The organism is Enterococcus sp. FSL R5-0957, assembly GCF_038008005.1.
GTDB lineage: Bacteria > Bacillota > Bacilli > Lactobacillales > Enterococcaceae > Enterococcus_B > Enterococcus_B faecium.
In genome coordinates this window covers 294,379-311,557 of record NZ_JBBOYG010000001.1, presented here as the reverse complement: position 1 = coordinate 311,557, position 17,179 = coordinate 294,379, and the positions used below count along the sequence as shown (strand labels likewise).

Below are 17,179 nucleotides of genomic sequence, written 5' to 3'. Positions count from 1 at the left end.
AAAACTATCAGACCCATTCTCTCTAAAAAATGGGTCTGATAGGTTTTGTGTAGTGCTGAATCATACTATAACAATCCTAATCGGTTCTATTCACTTAACAAAAAAATGATAGCGCTTATTTTTGTATTTGTCAAATGTATTTTTTATATTATTTGAATAAAGCTTAGAAACATAAAGTCACTCGGACGAGAGTGTAAAATATTTTGTGTAAATAGAAAAAAGGAAATCCCTTCTGTAGAATAGAGTTACCACAACACATTCACAGAAGAGAGGACTTCCCTATGAACGATTTTACTACAGAAATTCTAAAGACTCTAGCGAACAAAGGCGATTTGAATGAATTATTCCGTGTCCATTTGGAGAAAGCAGTCAATACGCTTCTCAAAACGGAGTTAACGGCTTTCCTAGATTACGAAAAGTATGATCGCATTGGTTTTAACACGGGTAATTCTCGTAACGGCTCCTATGACCGTACGGTCAAGACCGAGTATGGGGAACTTCATCTCCAGATTCCGCGCGACCGCAATGGCGAGTTCAAGCAACAGACTGTTCCTGCTTATAGACGGACGAATGACACGTTAGAGGAGACCGTCATTCACCTCTTCCGAAAAGGTATTACCATGTCGGAAATCGCAGACTTGATTGAGAAAATGTATGGGCATCACTACACGCCCCAAACCATGTCCAATATAACAAAATCATTTACAGAAGAGGTAACGGCGTTTAAAGGGCGAGAGCTTCATGACCGTTATGCTGCTATTTATATGGACGCAACGTATATTCCGTTAAAGCGGAAAACCGTCGCCAAGGAAGCTATTCATATCGCAGTTTGCATTCGCCCGGACGGATCAAAGGAAGTATTGAGCTATGCGATTGCACCGACTGAATCCATCACGATTTGGGAGGAAATTTTATTGGACCTTCAAGAGCGCGGTTTGAAAAATGTCCTCCTGTTCATCACGGATGGCTTAAAGGGGATGGTAGGAGCGATTAGTCGGTTCTATCCCAAAGCTCGTTTTCAACATTGTTGTGTACACGTTTCCCGTAATATCAGTCACAAAGTGCGTGTCAATAATCGTAAGGAAGTCTGTGATGATTTTAAAATGGTGTATCAAGCCTCATCTAAAGAGGTGGCGTTGGAAGCACGTGGTGCTTTTGCGAAAAAATGGAAAACCAGCTATCCAAAAGTGGTTGAATCGATTCTTTCGAACGATCACTTGCTCACTTTCTATGATTTCCCCTTGGCCATACGCAAGAGTATTTATTCTACGAACTTGATTGAATCCTTTAATAAGCAAATCAAGAAATACAGCCACCGCAAGGAACAGTTCCAAAACGAAGAGTCGATGGAACGTTTCTTAGTCTCGTCTTTTGATACTTACAACCAAAAATTCCTAGGTCGCAGTCATAAAGGCTTTCAACAGGCCGAAGGCGAACTTGAACAAATGCTAAGCCAACTGATTGAGAATTAGAAACAATCTGCAGTAGGGAAGAATCATTTACACAAAATTATTGACGCTCCCTACCAAAGTACCTAAAGTGACAATTTTTTATTTCACTTTACTTTTCTCACTCATTTTTTTATCAACTATATTTTGGTCACTTTGGGTACTTTAGGTACTACATATTTTTATCATAAAACAAAAAAAGAATTCATATGTTATTTATCTACCTATTTGAAAAACAAAGACTCCTAGAAAGTCCTTCATACTTTCTATGAGTCTCTATGTTAGCTCTTTTCTTATTGTAAGAATGATTGTATAGAAATACATTAAACCTAAACAGATTTATAGATCATCAATCGTATACTCTGAATACCCCTCATAAAAATAACTTACGTCAATTCCTTTCATAAATAGTTGACGATCATGGATTTGTTCTGTTAGTGCTTGAGAAAGTAAATGACTAATTTCTAAATTGTTGATTGGACTACGTTCCATAGCAGATAAATAGTCTTCCTTATCTACTAAATTCCAATCAATTACCTTTTGCAGTTCTTTCTTTAACATAAGATCCAACCAAATCCGCATACTTCTACCATTTCCTTCTCGAAAAGGATGGGCAATATTCATTTCAACATATTTCTCAATAATTTCTTTGTACGTGCTTTGAGGCATTTTATCAATATATACTGTAAAGAAGTTTCTAAGTACATTAATGGGGCAAAACGAAAATTTTCCTTCGCTAAATTCACTGTTCGAATTTCTCCTGCAAAATTATAAATATCTGAAAACAAATAAAAATGAATCGTTGCTAAGCCCTTAAATGTTCCAACCTCTATTTCATTTATTTTTCCACTATCATATAAATGTTTTGCTTTTTGTTTACTTATTCGTTCCTCTGCCTTCGCAAGAGCTATTTGATTGGTTATTCCTAATTTATTTTCCAATACCAAGAGAATCACCTCATTCATATATTAAGTCACTAAATCATTGACGCTCAAATTCTTTCTACAGTGCATAGTGCATAAACTCTATTTTCTAAAATATTCTCTTGAATACTTTCTTAACTATTCTATTATATCAAAAAGTCAAGTAAAACAGGGTATCATAGAAAGTATGACAAACTTTCTATGATTCCTGCATTAATTTCGTTTTATATACTTTAGTGAAACAAATAGACAAAAACAAGCCTTTCTTAGTACCAAAGTACCTAAAGTGACAATTTTTTATTTCATTTTACTTTTCTCACTCATTGTTTATCAACTATCTTTTGGGCACTTTGGGTACTTCTAGTACTGTATTGGTTTTCAATTAAATATCTCATTCAAAAGAATGCTTGTGCTCTTTCAATTCTCATTCCTATTATTGTTTTTATGTATATTAGTTAAAAAGTCATTTAATACATTCTTTCTCCCTCTTTATAGATAAAACTGATTCTTAAAAAGCACCATAAGCTTTTTAAGAATCAGTTATTACTTGATGATGTATAACTCTAATTATTGAACCATGTTAGAATGATGAATCATCCTAAAAGATCCGTCCATTTGTAACTCTTATTTCAAATTAGGGTATTTTTCTAATAGATTCGTTGTACTTTGTGCAAGTTGTGCATTCGTAGCATTACCTACAAAAGAATCAACAATTTCTTGATCTGGGATTGAATTTAAAATATCTTCATTAAGCCCTTGACTAGCATATAACCCTCTAATTGTTTCTGCTCTTTCATATAGATCAACACTATAAGCAGAAGGAGAATCCGAAGATACTATTGATTCTTCTGTAGTTGTTGCTTGTTGAGTAGATTCTTCTACTACTGGAGTTTGAGGAGTTTGTCCATTCACAATATCAATGAAACCTTGTTTTAACTGTTGATTTTGAGTTTCGTTAAAGTATAGATAATTATTTTCATTACCCTGATTTTGTTGCGTTAAATAAACTTTAGGTTGTCTATTTTGAAAACCAAAGAAATATACATGCTGCCCTAAATATTCCCCAGTTTCTACATCAGAATAAACTGCTACTAAATTGAAATCTGCATGACCAGTTCCATCTTCTGACCATTGTACGGTAACTGGTGCTTCATTGATTGCCATTTTCCAATTGCCATTAATCACGGCTTGTGGTAAAGGAGTGCCATACAGACTTACATTATTCTGAAGATTGTAGCTTTTATATTCTTGCCCTAATGTCTTTCCCCATTGTGTGATAAAAGTTGCTAGTTGGGTAGATTTCTCACTATCCCACAAAGTATTCTTAACCTCTTCAGAAGAAGATTCAGTGATTGAACTTTCACTTGTACTTGCTTCCACAGATTGCTTCATTTCTGTTGTAGTTTGTTCAGTTGATTGCGTTTTACTTTTATTAGTCTCAATTGTTGTATCAGTTTCTACAGTCGCTTTAGTCCTCGTATTCTCAGATGTACAACCAGTGAATAAAATTCCCATTCCAATTAGTAATAACAGCCATTTTTTCATTATATTTCCCCCTTTCAATTTCTCCCTCACGTATTTATTCTATCAGACAATTAATTGATCTAAAAGGTAATCTTTTAATCGATTCTTTCCCAATAATGTCGATAGCCCGTATGGCAGCGGTCTCTTCCTTGAGGACTCTCAGATGGATTAAAACTAGTAGAAATTTCCCTTCCACATCCTCTACAGCGATAAGTTCTCATTATTTTTGGGCTATTAGTATTATTTTTCTTAGTTAGAGCTATGAGTCCAACTATGATTACCCCAACTGTCTTAATTACTTTTCCTTTATCTATATTCGGATGTGCAAGCATATATTTATATAACCAATATCCACCGTAAATTAAACCACCTAATACAATCAGCTTAGCCATGTACTCGTCTCCTTTCTTTTTGTTTAATTACTTTTTGAATCCATCTTGCAGAGAAACCATAAACTTCTGTCAATTGACGGATATCTACCGTTTTTTCCTGTTCTATCATGTTTTCGATTCTTTTTCTTACTAACTCGCGATCGTACATTTTCATCGGAAAAGAAATCTGTTGCCCTCGAAAAGCAAGATAAAATTGATAGAGCAATTCTGAATCCAGTTCCATTTCCTCAAAAAAGTCATTCATCCTTTTATAAGAGTTACTCAAACAAGTTTTATCAATCTCCATCTACACACCCCCTGTTATTTTTTACATAATGAAAATAGCATATTACTGGGTACATTGATAATTCATATAACATGTATCATCACATGTATTTTTAAAGTCAAAAAGCATGTAAAACTACTTATAAGTAACATGAGAAAATAAAACGTTATTTTTCTTGAAATAATAATTGACTATCTGCCAATTGCCATTCATTACGAACATGAATACTTAATGGATGGGACAACTTGCCTTCTGCATTTATCAATACTTTGGTCATCTTTTTTTGTTTCGCACTCAATTGATCGTAAATGGTCTTCGCTTGTTCATAAGCCACTTGACTCGTCGCTGTAATCGAACCACAAGCAAAAATAATGGTGTTGATTTTCTTTTCTGTGAAAACAGTTGTTAATATTTCCAAAGATTGTTCATCATTTCCACGAGGAAATACCCGAGGACTTTTCGCTTTTGTATACGAAAAAAGATTCACAGCAATAAAACCAGTAAATCCTAATTGTCGGATATTCTTTTCGATTAATAACATACTCAAGTCATTCGTAAATGGTTCTGTATCTGTTGGACGAATAGTAATGACTACCGCTAATTTCTCTTCCGCTTCTTTTCCTTTGATCGCCCATTGTCGTTTGAAAACATAGCGATGGGTTTGATGAGGATCTCGCCAAACTTCTGTTTGTGTGGTCACTAATTCTTTTTCAATCATCTCTTTTTCTCCTATGCTAATTTTTGTTCAAGCAATTCAATCACCATTGCCGTTATAAGTGTCAATACTAGTTGAAAATATTTCATATTCTTTCTCCTTTTTTCTTCAGAATTTGATGAATCGCGGTAAGGATATTTTCTAAACATTTCGCAATCATTCTCAAATAATCGATCTTATTCATTCGTTCCTCCAATCTGACTCCAAACTAATCGTCCTTCTACCAGTAACCCACGAACAAATTCTCGCTGGCTGGTAATATCTGTAATGAAATAAACTACATAGTCTTTTCCATCTTCTGGTGCGCAATAAATATAAAGATGTGTCATCACTAAACGTGGTAGATGAACATCTTTAGGAAGCGTACCTATTTCAATTTCCTCTCTTTCCATCGTAACGGATTCATAGCCCCACTCTTCAGGAGTAGTGACTAGTTGTGCACACTTTTCCAGTACTTCGATAGCCGTTTCTAACAAGTCCTTTCGTTCCTTTCTTTTAGATACTAGTATTCTTCTGGTAATAACATCGTTTGATACTCACCCGAATCAATGACCCATATTTTTTGAGACACTGATTTCAAACGAAGCTTAGGTGAAATCAGATACTCTTTTCTTTCTTCCGGTTCTTCTTGACGATGAACCAACTTTTGATTTCCTTTTTCCGTAGAAAATTCAAAAATTTGAAGATAGTCTAAAGGAAGTTGCTTTTGACTGTTTTGATCGATTAGATTCCAACATAAAGCTTGTAATTCCACTGGTAAACTGTCCATTACTCCCTTTGTGACATAACGTTGTCCTTTATTTTGAAACATTTCTTTTCCCTCCTTTGTCATAAAAAATAGCCCAATCTTCTATAAAGAAGATTGGACTTCATGGATATAATATATATCTATCTTTTTGATTAATACTAGCTGAGAATATAACCTAGAATAAGCTGGCTTCACTTTTTTAATAAATACAGTCATTTTCATACAATCAGAATTGCCACTGAGTGTCTAAAAAAATCATCAATAATAGAACATGTAGTTTATCTTTGAGTCTATTACTTATTGTCTAGCAAATATTCCATGGTTTTACATTCTAAATCGCTATTCAAGTATTCATAACAAAGTCGTCTATATTTTGTCGTATCCCGGATTTGGCAAACCAAGCTTAAAAAGTTTCTCCTTATAACCTTTCATCCGAAATAGTTTATTACTTGGCGTTTTAAGCCATTGTCTACCGTTACCATCCGTAAATAAAATAACTACATCTGGAGATTTACTCATACCTGACCCGCTTGTAGCTACCCAAAATGATTTTTCTGTCTCAATTAATTTTCTAATATATTTGTAATGTTTCAAGCTAATTGCATAGCTAAAATCATTTATTCCTTTAAAACTGTAATGATAGTCTTCAACAGGTATTACAAACACATCACTAAACGCAGTATTAGAAAAATTCTTCAATACAACTGGTAATGGTACTGAATGTTTATCATTTCTATCAGGTGATTTTTTATTATTGCTATCTATAGCTGCTACTATTTGTGTTGCTTGTTTAGTTATCCGTTCTTTTCTAATACTCAAAAAATTGATAAATGACACAACTAATGAGCTTGCAGATACAACTATTGGAATGACACTTATAAAATTCATTTTATCCCTCCCTTACTATTATTACAGTTTGAAATTTTTTTAGATTTTGTTCTCAGAGGATTTTTCTTATACTATAAGATAAACAAATATATCATCACTTATAGTAGGTACTCATCTAACACAAGAAAATGTTATCCTTTAACTGTTCAAAAAAACGCATTATTTATGATACGGAGCTGGGTATCATGAGTGAATGATATTTATAAATCACTGGATATTGAAGTATATTCTGTTTTCTCAACTTATTTAGTCAGATTTTTTAATGAAGATTTTTTGAGTAACATTTCTATAATTCCTACTTATTGAAAAGTAGTTTGTAGTGCTGCTTCTACCTCTCTCATCTGTTCTACAAATTCCAAATAACTTGACGCAGCTTGCGGAATGAAAAAATGATATGTGAATATTTCTCCTCCTAGCCCGCTTAATATGCCTATTTTTTTATACCCATGATTTGCAGGAAGGGGATCGGAAGTAGGTTGCAGAAAGCCGCCTTTCATAATCTGTCGGAAACCGGACATCAAAACGGATTATTTTACTTGTCACATTTGTATTTTCTTGTGATGAAGTGCCAAATACATTATTTACTTGAGTGACATTCTCATTGTCCTGTCTGATATTGCTTCGTATAAAAGTACCAGATCCACGTCTCGTATATAACAAACCTTCATCAATAAGGAGTTGTATAGCTTTGCGGATAGTAACACGGCTTGTTTTAAACTCTCTAGCCAGACTTTCTTGCTCAGGTAATTTAGAACCTTCCTGATATTTTCCCTCAACGATCCTCTCTTTTAGAGCCAAGGCTATTTCTTTATATTTTGGCATATTTTCCCCTCATTTCATTGATCCTACAAAAAAATTAGTATATATACAAATTTTTGTAAAGTATATATACTAATAAATACAAACCCGTGGTGCTATACTTATATTATAATAGACAAGGTGTCGGTTATCTATGTTCAGATAGCGGTGAAATTGTCGGATAACCGACACAATTCCTTGATTATGTTGATTAGGAGGCTGCAAAATGAAAAAAGAGGATCGCCGCGTCAAAAAAACAGAAAAAGCGTTAGCAGAAGCATTATCAAAATTATTAGTAGATAAAAAAATTCAAAACATCACTATCCGTGAACTGACCGAAACTGCTGATCTTCACCGTTCGACATTTTATAAACATTATACGGATATCTATGATCTTTATGAAAAGCTAGAAAATAGCTTTTTCCAAGACTTGGATGAAATCATTTCCTATGACACGACACACAGCTACGAGGATCTATACGCTCATTTGATCGACTATGTCTATACAAATACGTTCGTGTACAAGTTATTCGTTATCAACCACGGAGATATCCAATTCCAAAAGAGATTAAATAATCTGATCGAAGAAAATTATTTAAAAATCTGGCTACAAGAAGACAAAAAAACCGTGATCACAGAAGAAATGCGTTACTTCACCATTTACCATATCCAAGGGTGCCTCTCCGTTTTAAATCATTGGGTAGAAAGCAATTTTGCATACTCTAAGAAAAAAATGCTGACCTTCTTGCGGTTATTGAACGACAACATCGAACCCATCATGCCTTAAGACAAACGAAAATGGAAGCGTCGGGACGCTTCCAATTCTTTATTTAAAAGCTCAAATTGATTATTAAAAATCATTAGGTTACAAACTTAAGGTTATAGTTAAAGCTTTCTTACAATTTAATAGCTGTTGCTGTTTCTTTCAAAACATTATTCAGCTCTTCGATGTTCTTGCGTCCTTGTGTCTGCATCCATTCTTTGGCAGCATATTCACCTTTAGTAACGAATGGTTCTACACCATTCGCCCAAGTTGCGCGCCCACAGAGTACCCCATTGAATGTAGAGCCAGCCTCTTTTGCAAATTTCAAGGTTTCTTGGAACAATTCAGCAGTTACTCCTGCGCTCAAGAAAATAAATGGCAGGTTGGTAGTCTCGGATTGTTCTTTGAAATAAGCAGCAGCTTCTTCTTTGGTATAAGCAACTTCATTTTTAGTGTAACCATCCACATAGTTCATATTAACAGGAACTTCCACTTTCAAAACGTCAACTCCATAGCGAGGCTTAGAAAATTCCTTCATCATTTCATTTACTTTATGCGGTTTTTTCAAGGCATATTCCTTCGAAGAAGTACCAGGATCGTTGGCATCATAAGAAACCAATTCTAAGAAAAATGGCAAATCTTCAGCAACACATTCAGAACCAATCCGCTCCATAAACGCCTTCTTTTGGTCATTGATGTCATCAGATTCATCTACATCGTAGTATAACAAGAACTTACAAGCATCGGCCCCTTGCTCCTTTAGACGTTTTACAGACCAAATAGATAAAATATCCGGTAAACGTCCTGGAGTTGAAGCATCGTAACCAGTTTTTTCATAGGCCAACAACAGACCAGCATTTTTATCGCGAACTTCGGCTGCCGGCAACCCATATTCTGGATCTAATAAGATTGCTGAAGCATATGGAGTCAATTCAGAAGAAATGATTTTTTTGAAATTGATGATTTGTTCATCGGTTGCTGATTGATTTTGAAATTTACCGATCATTTTTTTCAAGGCACCACGTTGATCGATTGCTAACGCACTGATGATGCCACTTTCATTACTTAGTTGACGAATATAAGTTTTCTTTTTTTCTGTTAAAGGCATGATTTCACTACTTCCTTTTTAGTTTTCTTCTAATTTTTGGTTTAAAAGTTCAGCTATTTCTTCAGCAGACTGGGCTTGTTTCAGACCTTCTGTCACATCTTTGTGCATCAAAAGTCTGGCTACCTGAGATAAAAATTTTAGATGGGTTGTTCCAGCCTCTGAATCTGGAATAAACAGAGCGATTACAAAATCCGTTCCTTCTCCATCTAAACTTTTCCAATCGACCTTACCGTTTAACCGAACAATCACAATATCGGCATCCTTGATACTAGCATCTTTGGCATGAGGGATGGCAAAACCATCCATCATACCAGTCGTGCTTTCTTCTTCTCTTTCCATCAATTTCTCGTAAACTGCATCTCGGTCTTCACTAATGCTCAAGACAATTGACTGATCTGCAAGGAAGTTCATTACCTCATCTTGCGTCGTAAAATTTTTATTCATAAAAACTTTATTTGTTTTGATCAAAGTCATTTGAAATCCTTCTTTCTAGAATAACCTTTAGTTGTTGGTTGCTTCTTTCATTTCAACAGTAGCTGCTTCTGCTTCACGTTTTTCTACACTACGTTTTTGGATCAACCCTAAAATTACTCCGCCAACGATTGAACCAAGTAAAATCGACCCTACCCATGCAACCTTACCAGTAACAACAGGTAATACTAGAAAACCTCCATGAGGTGCGGGAACTTGGACACCAAACATATATGTCAGTACAGCAGCAATTGATGAACCTAGCATCATAGTTGGCAGAACACGCAGCGGATCTTTAGCCGCAAATGGAATTGCTCCTTCGGTAATGTGCGTTGAGCCCAAGATAAAGTTGACTAAACCAGCGTTGCGATCATTCGTGTCGAAATATTTTCCAAAAAACAGTGCGGCAAATCCAGTAATCAATGGGGGCGCGATACAAGCTGCCGAAACCCCTGCCATAAATGTATGGTTACCTTGTGCCAACAACGCAGTCCCTGTAACATAAGCCGCTTTATTGACTGGACCTCCCATATCAAATGCTGACATACAGCCAACGATAATCCCTAAAATTAATGGATTAGAATTTTGGAATCCTGCCAAGAAATTCATCATTCCTTGGTTGACTGCTTCCATTGGATTTGCTAATAAAGACATGACTACACCAACAAACAAGACACCGATCACCGGATATAAGAAGATCGCCTTCAGACCATCCAATTGTTTAGGCAAGCCTTTCATGACCTTTTGCAATAGTAAGATAAAGTAGCCTGCTAAGAACCCTGCAAAAATTCCGCCTAAGAAACCGGCTCCGCCAGAATTGGCTAACAGTCCGCCAACAAACCCAACAACCAAACCAGGACGTTTAGCGATTCCTTCAGCTATATAAGCTGCTAAAATAGGAACCATCATTCCCATTGCCGCATCACCAACACCCTTTAACATAGCGGCAGTCGGATTGTAAGTAGGATCATTGGGATCAAAAGAGTACACACCCCAGATGGCAAACGAAATTGCAATAATTACCCCACCTGCCACTACAAACGGCAGCATATGAGAAACACCGTTCATGAGATTTTTATAAATACTGTGACCAATGCCTGCTGCAACCCCCATCTCCGCTTTCTCACCAGCAGCGTCAACTGTTTTGTTTTCTGCAGTGATTGAACCTTTACCAGCCAACGCATCTTCGATCAATTGGTCAGCATCTTTAATCCCCTTGCTGACAGGCACATCGATTACACGCTTACCTGCGAAACGTTCTGCTTGAACATCTTTGTCAGCTGCAATGATTACAGCGTCAGCGTTTTTTATTTCTTCTGGTGTTAATTCATTCTCTATCCCTACTTGACCATGGGTTTCAACTTTGATAGATACCCCTTTGCGCTTAGCTGCCTGCTCCAATGCTTCTTGAGCCATATAAGTGTGGGCAATTCCTGTTGGACATCCTGTTGCGGCAACAATTTTGTAAGTTGTCATTTTTTACTCGCTCCCTCTTTGATTTCGATTTGTTTTTCCAACTCTGCAACATCCGAAAAATCTGTTAATCCTTTACGAAAAGCGGTTGAACTTCCAGCTGCTAAACTTTTCTTCAAATTAATATCTACCTGTTCACCTTTTAAATATCCTGCAAGAAATGTTCCCAACAAAGTGTCACCAGCACACGCTGTATTGACTACTTTACCTTTAGGAGAATTCCCAGAATAAACGATATCCTTATTTAAAAATATTCCTCCCTCTCCTCCTAGAGAAAGGAGAACATTTTTCGCTCCATCGGCAATCAAGCGTTCAGCATAATGAATATATCCTTCACGATCACTAAGCTCGACATTATACCAAGATTGCAATTCCTCCTCGTTTGGTTTTAATAAGAACGGCTGATACGGCAGACAATCAATTATTTCCGGATAGCTTGAATCAATAATCAGATGGACCTTATTTTCAAAACAAATACGACTGATATCAATAAGAATTTCGGGTGAGACCCCTCGCGGCAAACTGCCAGAAACACACAAATAATCGTCAGCTTGCAGCTTTTGTATTTGATTTAGAAAAGTTTTGATTTGTTCCTGAGGAATCTCAGGTCCTTTATTAACCAATTTGAATTCTTCATTGGTTTTATTAACTTGTGTAAAAACGTTGATTCTAGTCATTCCCGGTACGCTAATAAAATCAGTGCTAATATCTTTTTGATGCAAATAATCCTCAATATAATTCCCGGTAAAACCTGCTTTAAATCCTAAAGCTGTACTATCGATACCTAATTGCTTCATGATCAATGAAACATTCACCCCTTTTCCATTAGCTTGTATATCATCATCGTTTGTTCGATTGACTTGGGATGGTTTCATTTCATCTGTTTCGATAAAAAGGTCGATTGCCAAGTTTAAAGTACATGTATAAACTGACATTTACGCTCCTCCTTTCTTACATATTCATTATGTATCAAGATCGAATGTAAATGTTTTCATAAATGACTAAATTCATTGAAAACTTTTACAAAATATATTAAATAAACTTGAAGTAAAGGAAACTCCCGCTTTACAATAGAATTATCCTAACTAATCGGAGGCAAAATATGGATACAAAATTAAGTGAATCGGAGAAATATCTCTGGGATTTTATTCAAAGTCACATACTCGAAATCCCCTCCTATTCCATTGTAAAACTAAGTGAATATGCCAACGTTTCAACAGCAACCGTCGTTCGTACTATGAAGAAAAAAGGATATGAGGGGTTTACGTCTTTTAAACATTCGTTAAAAGAAAAAGAAAATACAAATATCAATTTTGCCGCTCTTGATAAAGTTGATGAAGGAATAAAGACTGCTATTCTTAAAAATGAGCAAGAGGTAATCCGCACCATCAATATGGTAGAAAGCGGGAATATTGAAGATGCTATTCAACGAATCAAGGCTGCTAGAAGAATCATGATTTTTGCCCGAGGTTTTTCAGAATTGATTGCTCAGGAAATGATGGTCAAATTTCAACTTACCGGTAAATATTGTGAGATGCATACTGATCCCAATATCATAAAAAACATTAGTAGAAAATTATCCAAAGATGACATCGTGATCTTTGTTTCACTAAACGGTGAAACAAAGGAATTGATTACCGCAGCTGAAAACTGTTATAAAGCTGAGATCGGGACAATTTTGCTTACTGCTAATCGTCATTCAAGTTTGATGGAACATATCGAGATTCCTTTTGTTGGCTTTAAATCAGAAGGCTCCTTCTTCCCAGATTATGAGGTACGCTCCAGACTTCCACTTTCTATACTGGCTAGAATCTTACTTGACTCCTATGCACTGCGAACATCAGGATTCACATAGCACTAACTCTATATCTGTAAGACTGTACCTAAAATATATCTGTGTGAATTAACTAAGGTTGTCTAGAAAAATATTTAATCGCTATTTGTATTCTCGTGTTTTCTATCATTGCTCCTTCTATAACTTCTTAGTTTCAAGATAGAATAGTGCATTGAGACTACCAGGACTACTTACGCAAATATATAATAATAAGAATGTGATAAGCAGTTCGAAGTTCCTGTCTAATATTTCTTGTTAATTATTATCAATTTCCAACAATTCTAGAATTATAATACGCAAAAAAAGGAGACCATCTAACCGTCTCCTTATAGTTTATTATTCAGCTTACAATCAGTTATCTAAAATGTTACAGAAGTTTTATTAGGGATATTTTCTTATCTTTTTAGATGAGGTTTCTCAATTATTTAGAAATGCTTACTTAAGTTATTCTCGTTTTTTGTAATTACACCAATAATCACTATATGTTATTTATATAAAACTAGTATCTAAGTATTTTTATGCTACTCAACAAGAGAATCACTATCGTTTCCTGTCTTCGGTATTTTTCGAATGCCCAAAATAGTTAATAAAGCACCTAGCACCGCAAAACCAGTACCGAAAATCAGCATCTCCCATACACCGAAATGCTGCAGCAGACTGCCGCCCAAGACATTTCCTATCACCCCACCAAGAGTTGTGGCGATAATGATCATCGTTTGTCCAAATACACGGTCGTCATCCGCCAGAAATTGATTGAATAAATAAGCTGAAGCTGGAATAAACAAAGCAAAACTAAAGGCTTGCAGGAGATGCGTCATTTCCATCATCAAGATCGAACCGGCCAGCAGCATCATGAATCCTCTGACAGCAAATGAAATACTGGCAATAGACAGCCAAAATTTGCTGGATTTCTTTTTGACAAGCTGTTCAAAAAAGATCATTCCCGGTAATTCGCATAAAGCGGCGATCATCAATGCGATGCCGACTTCTCTACTGCCACCGTGGATGTTTTCAAAGATCTGTGCCAAAAAACTGTTGATCATGGTGTGGAAAGTAAAAAGAAAACTGAAACCTAAAAACAACAAAATCAGGAAAGGATATTTTTTTCTCAAAGAAACTGGGCGATCCTGTTCTTTTGTCATAGGAAAAACTTCTTGATTTTTTACATCCGGCAGCAGATGCAAAATAACGAAAAATATCACTGCTTCAACTATAACCAAGATCGGCAAAATCGCGGCAGAATAAATCACTAACAGCTGTCCCAGTAAAAAAGAAGTTACAGCATAAGAAAATGAACCACCAGCTCTTGAAAAGCCAAAGTTGATCCTGTAGCCGGTATTTGAATACTCAAATGCCAGCGCATTGAGAAATGATTGCATGGAAACTACTAAAATCCCACCCAAGATATAAGTAATGATCGGCAAATTCGGAAGCAATACCCCAGCTAAGAGAATCACTCCTAATCCTGCTATCATCGTCTTCAGCACGGTGATCAGTGGGATCTTTCTTTTCTTGATGATCACTTGACTGATAAAAGGCTGAAGCACCGTTGAAACAATATTGACCAATGCTAAGATCCCTCCGATTTTAGCTGGATCAATCTTGAAATAAATCAAAAACAATGTCGCAAACCCATAGACAGAACAAAACATCATCCAATAGAGAAATTGCAAACTTGTATAATAAAAACGAATCATTTTTCCGCTTGTTTGATCGCGCATACATCTCCCACCTTATTGGTTTTTCTTTAGCAATTTACTATAGCATACTTGTAGGGGTTTTACTATTTTTAAAAGTGGTGAAGAACTATGGAAATTAGGGTAGATTACAATATGCGTTGATCAATTAAAACATCTGTTAATAAAGACGGAAAAAAGATCATAGAAGCATCGTACTTTTTTAGCATACTAGCTTGGTCATTTTTTTCTGGAATTGAAGAAAATATATATATTCTAAAAACTATCCATCATCTCTTAGATTACGAGCTTTTTTTGCTGCAAAGGAAGTTAAAAAAAGCAGGGATCGAGTAATCGATTCCTGCTATATCTTGTACCAATCTATTTCTTTCCAAAACTTAATATACATTGTATACTTCAATCAATATGATTCATTAAAACAAGTTTCATTATTCGTGATAAAGAAATCATAATTTCGGTAGTAGAATCATTCATTATCTTTTTTTACAACTGCTCTTTTTTCTTCCGAACTTTGATCTAAAGTAATTTTGGAATGGATATCAAGTTCTTGAAAGACATCCATCATTTCAGTTTGATCTTTATCAAAAATCATTGAAAAAGAATTATTCTTGCTTTTGTAAAATGAAATAAATGATTTATCGTCACCTAGTTTTTCTACTTGGACTTGAGGATATCGATTAAAGTTACCGTTCAATACTCCAAATCTAACAACAGAATCTTTTGCTAGACCCTCCTTCAAAAAACCATTGATCAAAATGACAGAAGCAAAAGCAACCAGTTTAATCTGATCAGTCAGATGTTCCGGCCAGAAAATCAACAGGATGGCGACTGTCAGTAAAATACTCAAACTCTTCCTTACAGGACTACTCTGAGCAAACACGATAATTTTCTTTTGATCGATTATTTGCAAAATAATCAGCAGTCCTAAAAAAACTGTGATCATAAGTGCTTCTGCCATCTTTCATCATCCTTTATTTTCATTTATCACCACTCAGCGATCGTACCGTCATAATTTTTCCATTGCGGATTGGTCCAAATCAAACCTTCTTGTGCAATTTCTTTGATTTTGTCTTCATCCATTTCCAAGCCCAGACCTGGTTTTGAAGGTAGATCTACGTAGCCGTCTTTATATTGGAAAACTTCTTTGTTCTTCACAAAATCTAACAGATCAAAACCTTTGTTATAGTGGATCCCTAAGCTTTGTTCTTGGATAAAGACGTTTGGCGTACATGAGTCTACTTGCAGAGTTGCTGCTAGTGCAACAGGACCATATGGCGCATGAGGCGCAACAGCCATGTCGTAAGCTTCCGCCATCGCTGCGATTTTACGGGTTTCCAAGATTCCCCCACAAAGAGCCACATCTGGTTGGATAATATCAACAGTACCTTGTTTAAAGAGGTTCTTGAATTGCCAACGAGTGTACAAGCGTTCACCAGTAGCTAATGGTACAGCCACAGAATTAGCTACTTCTTTAAAGTGTTCTTCATTTTCAGGTAAAACGACTTCTTCCAAAAACATTGGATGGAATGGCTCCAAAGCTTTTGCTAGCACTTTTGCCATCGGTTTATGGACCCGTCCATGAAAATCAACACCAATATCCATTGCATCACCAAAACGTTCGCGAATAGACGCAACTCGTTCCACCACTTCATCAACTTTTTGGAAGGAATCGATATAATGCAGCTCTTCTGTCGCGTTCATCTTGACGGCCGTAAAGCCCCGATCAAACCGATCTTGTGCTTGTTCTGCAACTTCACTTGGTCGATCTCCACCAATCCAAGAATAAACCTTGATTTTATCACGTGCTGCACCGCCCAACAATTCATAAACCGGAACATTAAACGCTTTTCCTTTGATATCCCACAGAGCCATTTCTAAACCCGAAACGATGGTTCCATTAATAGGACCGCCTCGGAAGAAAGATCGATGCATTTCTTGGAAGAGGCGCTCGATTTCAAACGGATTACGTCCAATCAGCCGGTTTCCTATCTCATAAGCTCCAGCAACAACCGTTTCTGTTTTAGTTCCTGAGATCATTTCTCCCCAGCCTTCGATTCCATCGTCAGTCGAGATCTTAACAAAAATCCATCTTGGTTTTACTTTATACACTGTGACATCTGAAATTTTCAATT

Annotated in this window: 18 protein-coding genes and 1 pseudogene; 3 read left to right on the top strand and 16 right to left on the bottom strand. The window is 36.0% G+C overall.

Annotated features, from left to right (window positions below; genetic code table 11):
• Positions 1 to 281: 281 nt before the first annotated feature.
• Positions 282 to 1,472 carry an IS256-like element ISLgar5 family transposase gene (locus tag MKX69_RS01540; RefSeq protein ID WP_341008506.1) on the top strand — a complete coding sequence of 397 codons (1,191 nt, stop codon included), beginning with the start codon at positions 282 to 284 and terminating at the stop codon, positions 1,470 to 1,472.
• A gap of 315 nt (positions 1,473 to 1,787) precedes the next feature.
• On the opposite strand, the pseudogene fic reads toward MKX69_RS01540, so the two are convergent.
• The 9 genes and pseudogenes from fic to MKX69_RS01495 form a co-directional block, all read right to left on the bottom strand.
• A pseudogene (gene fic / locus MKX69_RS01535) lies at positions 1,788 to 2,395 on the bottom strand (protein adenylyltransferase Fic).
• A 600-nt stretch (positions 2,396 to 2,995) separates the two neighbouring features.
• A complete protein-coding gene (locus tag MKX69_RS01530; protein WP_341008504.1) occupies positions 2,996 to 3,916 on the bottom strand; it encodes a DUF4767 domain-containing protein in 921 nt (306 codons plus the stop codon).
• 74 nt (positions 3,917 to 3,990) lie between these two features.
• Positions 3,991 to 4,287 (bottom strand): peptidase, encoded by a 297-nt coding sequence (locus tag MKX69_RS01525; protein ID WP_002304106.1) that lies wholly within the window; start codon positions 4,285 to 4,287, stop codon positions 3,991 to 3,993.
• A complete protein-coding gene (locus MKX69_RS01520) occupies positions 4,280 to 4,573 on the bottom strand; it encodes a Mor transcription activator family protein (protein WP_311818050.1) in 294 nt (97 codons plus the stop codon). Before MKX69_RS01520 ends, MKX69_RS01525 begins: the two co-directional genes overlap by 8 nt.
• Before the next feature lie 145 nt (positions 4,574 to 4,718).
• On the bottom strand, positions 4,719 to 5,270 hold the full coding sequence (locus tag MKX69_RS01515; RefSeq protein ID WP_002344691.1) for a DUF1643 domain-containing protein: 552 nt from the start codon (positions 5,268 to 5,270) through the stop codon (positions 4,719 to 4,721).
• Positions 5,271 to 5,443: 173 nt separating this feature from the next.
• A complete protein-coding gene (locus tag MKX69_RS01510) occupies positions 5,444 to 5,743 on the bottom strand; it encodes a 4'-phosphopantetheinyl transferase (RefSeq protein WP_104681261.1) in 300 nt (99 codons plus the stop codon).
• A gap of 26 nt (positions 5,744 to 5,769) precedes the next feature.
• A complete protein-coding gene (locus tag MKX69_RS01505) occupies positions 5,770 to 6,078 on the bottom strand; it encodes a DUF960 domain-containing protein (RefSeq protein ID WP_002324315.1) in 309 nt (102 codons plus the stop codon).
• Positions 6,079 to 6,381: 303 nt separating this feature from the next.
• Complete coding sequence (locus MKX69_RS01500) at positions 6,382 to 6,903, bottom strand: hypothetical protein (RefSeq protein ID WP_169062656.1); 522 nt, start codon at positions 6,901 to 6,903, stop codon at positions 6,382 to 6,384.
• 438 nt (positions 6,904 to 7,341) lie between these two features.
• On the bottom strand, positions 7,342 to 7,725 hold the full coding sequence (locus MKX69_RS01495) for a GntR family transcriptional regulator (protein ID WP_002331215.1): 384 nt from the start codon (positions 7,723 to 7,725) through the stop codon (positions 7,342 to 7,344).
• Between the two features lie 202 nt (positions 7,726 to 7,927).
• Here MKX69_RS01495 and MKX69_RS01490 point away from each other — a divergent pair, with 202 nt between their 5' ends.
• On the top strand, positions 7,928 to 8,488 hold the full coding sequence (locus MKX69_RS01490; protein ID WP_098049624.1) for a TetR/AcrR family transcriptional regulator: 561 nt from the start codon (positions 7,928 to 7,930) through the stop codon (positions 8,486 to 8,488).
• 109 nt (positions 8,489 to 8,597) lie between these two features.
• Here the strand turns inward: MKX69_RS01490 and lacD are convergent, their stop codons facing one another.
• From lacD to pfkB, 4 genes are read right to left on the bottom strand one after another with little or no spacing between them, the layout of a single operon-like run.
• Positions 8,598 to 9,572 (bottom strand): tagatose-bisphosphate aldolase, encoded by a 975-nt coding sequence (gene lacD / locus MKX69_RS01485; protein WP_128251693.1) that lies wholly within the window; start codon positions 9,570 to 9,572, stop codon positions 8,598 to 8,600.
• Positions 9,573 to 9,590: 18 nt separating this feature from the next.
• Positions 9,591 to 10,046, bottom strand: a complete 456-nt coding sequence (locus tag MKX69_RS01480; protein WP_002336650.1) for a fructose PTS transporter subunit IIA — start codon at positions 10,044 to 10,046, stop codon at positions 9,591 to 9,593.
• Positions 10,047 to 10,073: 27 nt separating this feature from the next.
• Positions 10,074 to 11,519 carry a PTS fructose transporter subunit IIC gene (locus MKX69_RS01475; RefSeq protein ID WP_002331210.1) on the bottom strand — a complete coding sequence of 482 codons (1,446 nt, stop codon included), beginning with the start codon at positions 11,517 to 11,519 and terminating at the stop codon, positions 10,074 to 10,076.
• Positions 11,516 to 12,451 (bottom strand): 1-phosphofructokinase, encoded by a 936-nt coding sequence (gene pfkB, locus MKX69_RS01470; RefSeq protein ID WP_002331209.1) that lies wholly within the window; start codon positions 12,449 to 12,451, stop codon positions 11,516 to 11,518. Before pfkB ends, MKX69_RS01475 begins: the two co-directional genes overlap by 4 nt.
• 167 nt (positions 12,452 to 12,618) lie before the next feature.
• On the opposite strand from pfkB, the gene MKX69_RS01465 reads away from it, so the two are divergent.
• Positions 12,619 to 13,371 (top strand): MurR/RpiR family transcriptional regulator, encoded by a 753-nt coding sequence (locus MKX69_RS01465; protein ID WP_128251691.1) that lies wholly within the window; start codon positions 12,619 to 12,621, stop codon positions 13,369 to 13,371.
• A gap of 500 nt (positions 13,372 to 13,871) precedes the next feature.
• Here MKX69_RS01465 and MKX69_RS01460 read toward each other — a convergent pair whose 3' ends face one another.
• The 3 genes from MKX69_RS01460 to dgoD all read right to left on the bottom strand — a co-directional run bounded on the left by MKX69_RS01460 (position 13,872) and on the right by dgoD (position 17,177).
• On the bottom strand, positions 13,872 to 15,071 hold the full coding sequence (locus tag MKX69_RS01460; RefSeq protein ID WP_341008494.1) for an MFS transporter: 1,200 nt from the start codon (positions 15,069 to 15,071) through the stop codon (positions 13,872 to 13,874).
• Positions 15,072 to 15,513: 442 nt separating this feature from the next.
• Positions 15,514 to 16,005: a hypothetical protein gene (locus tag MKX69_RS01455; RefSeq protein ID WP_002331206.1), complete on the bottom strand. Its 492-nt coding sequence runs from the start codon at positions 16,003 to 16,005 to the stop codon at positions 15,514 to 15,516.
• Positions 16,006 to 16,031: 26 nt separating this feature from the next.
• A complete protein-coding gene (gene dgoD, locus MKX69_RS01450; protein ID WP_341008491.1) occupies positions 16,032 to 17,177 on the bottom strand; it encodes a galactonate dehydratase in 1,146 nt (381 codons plus the stop codon).
• Positions 17,178 to 17,179: the final 2 nt, after the last annotated feature.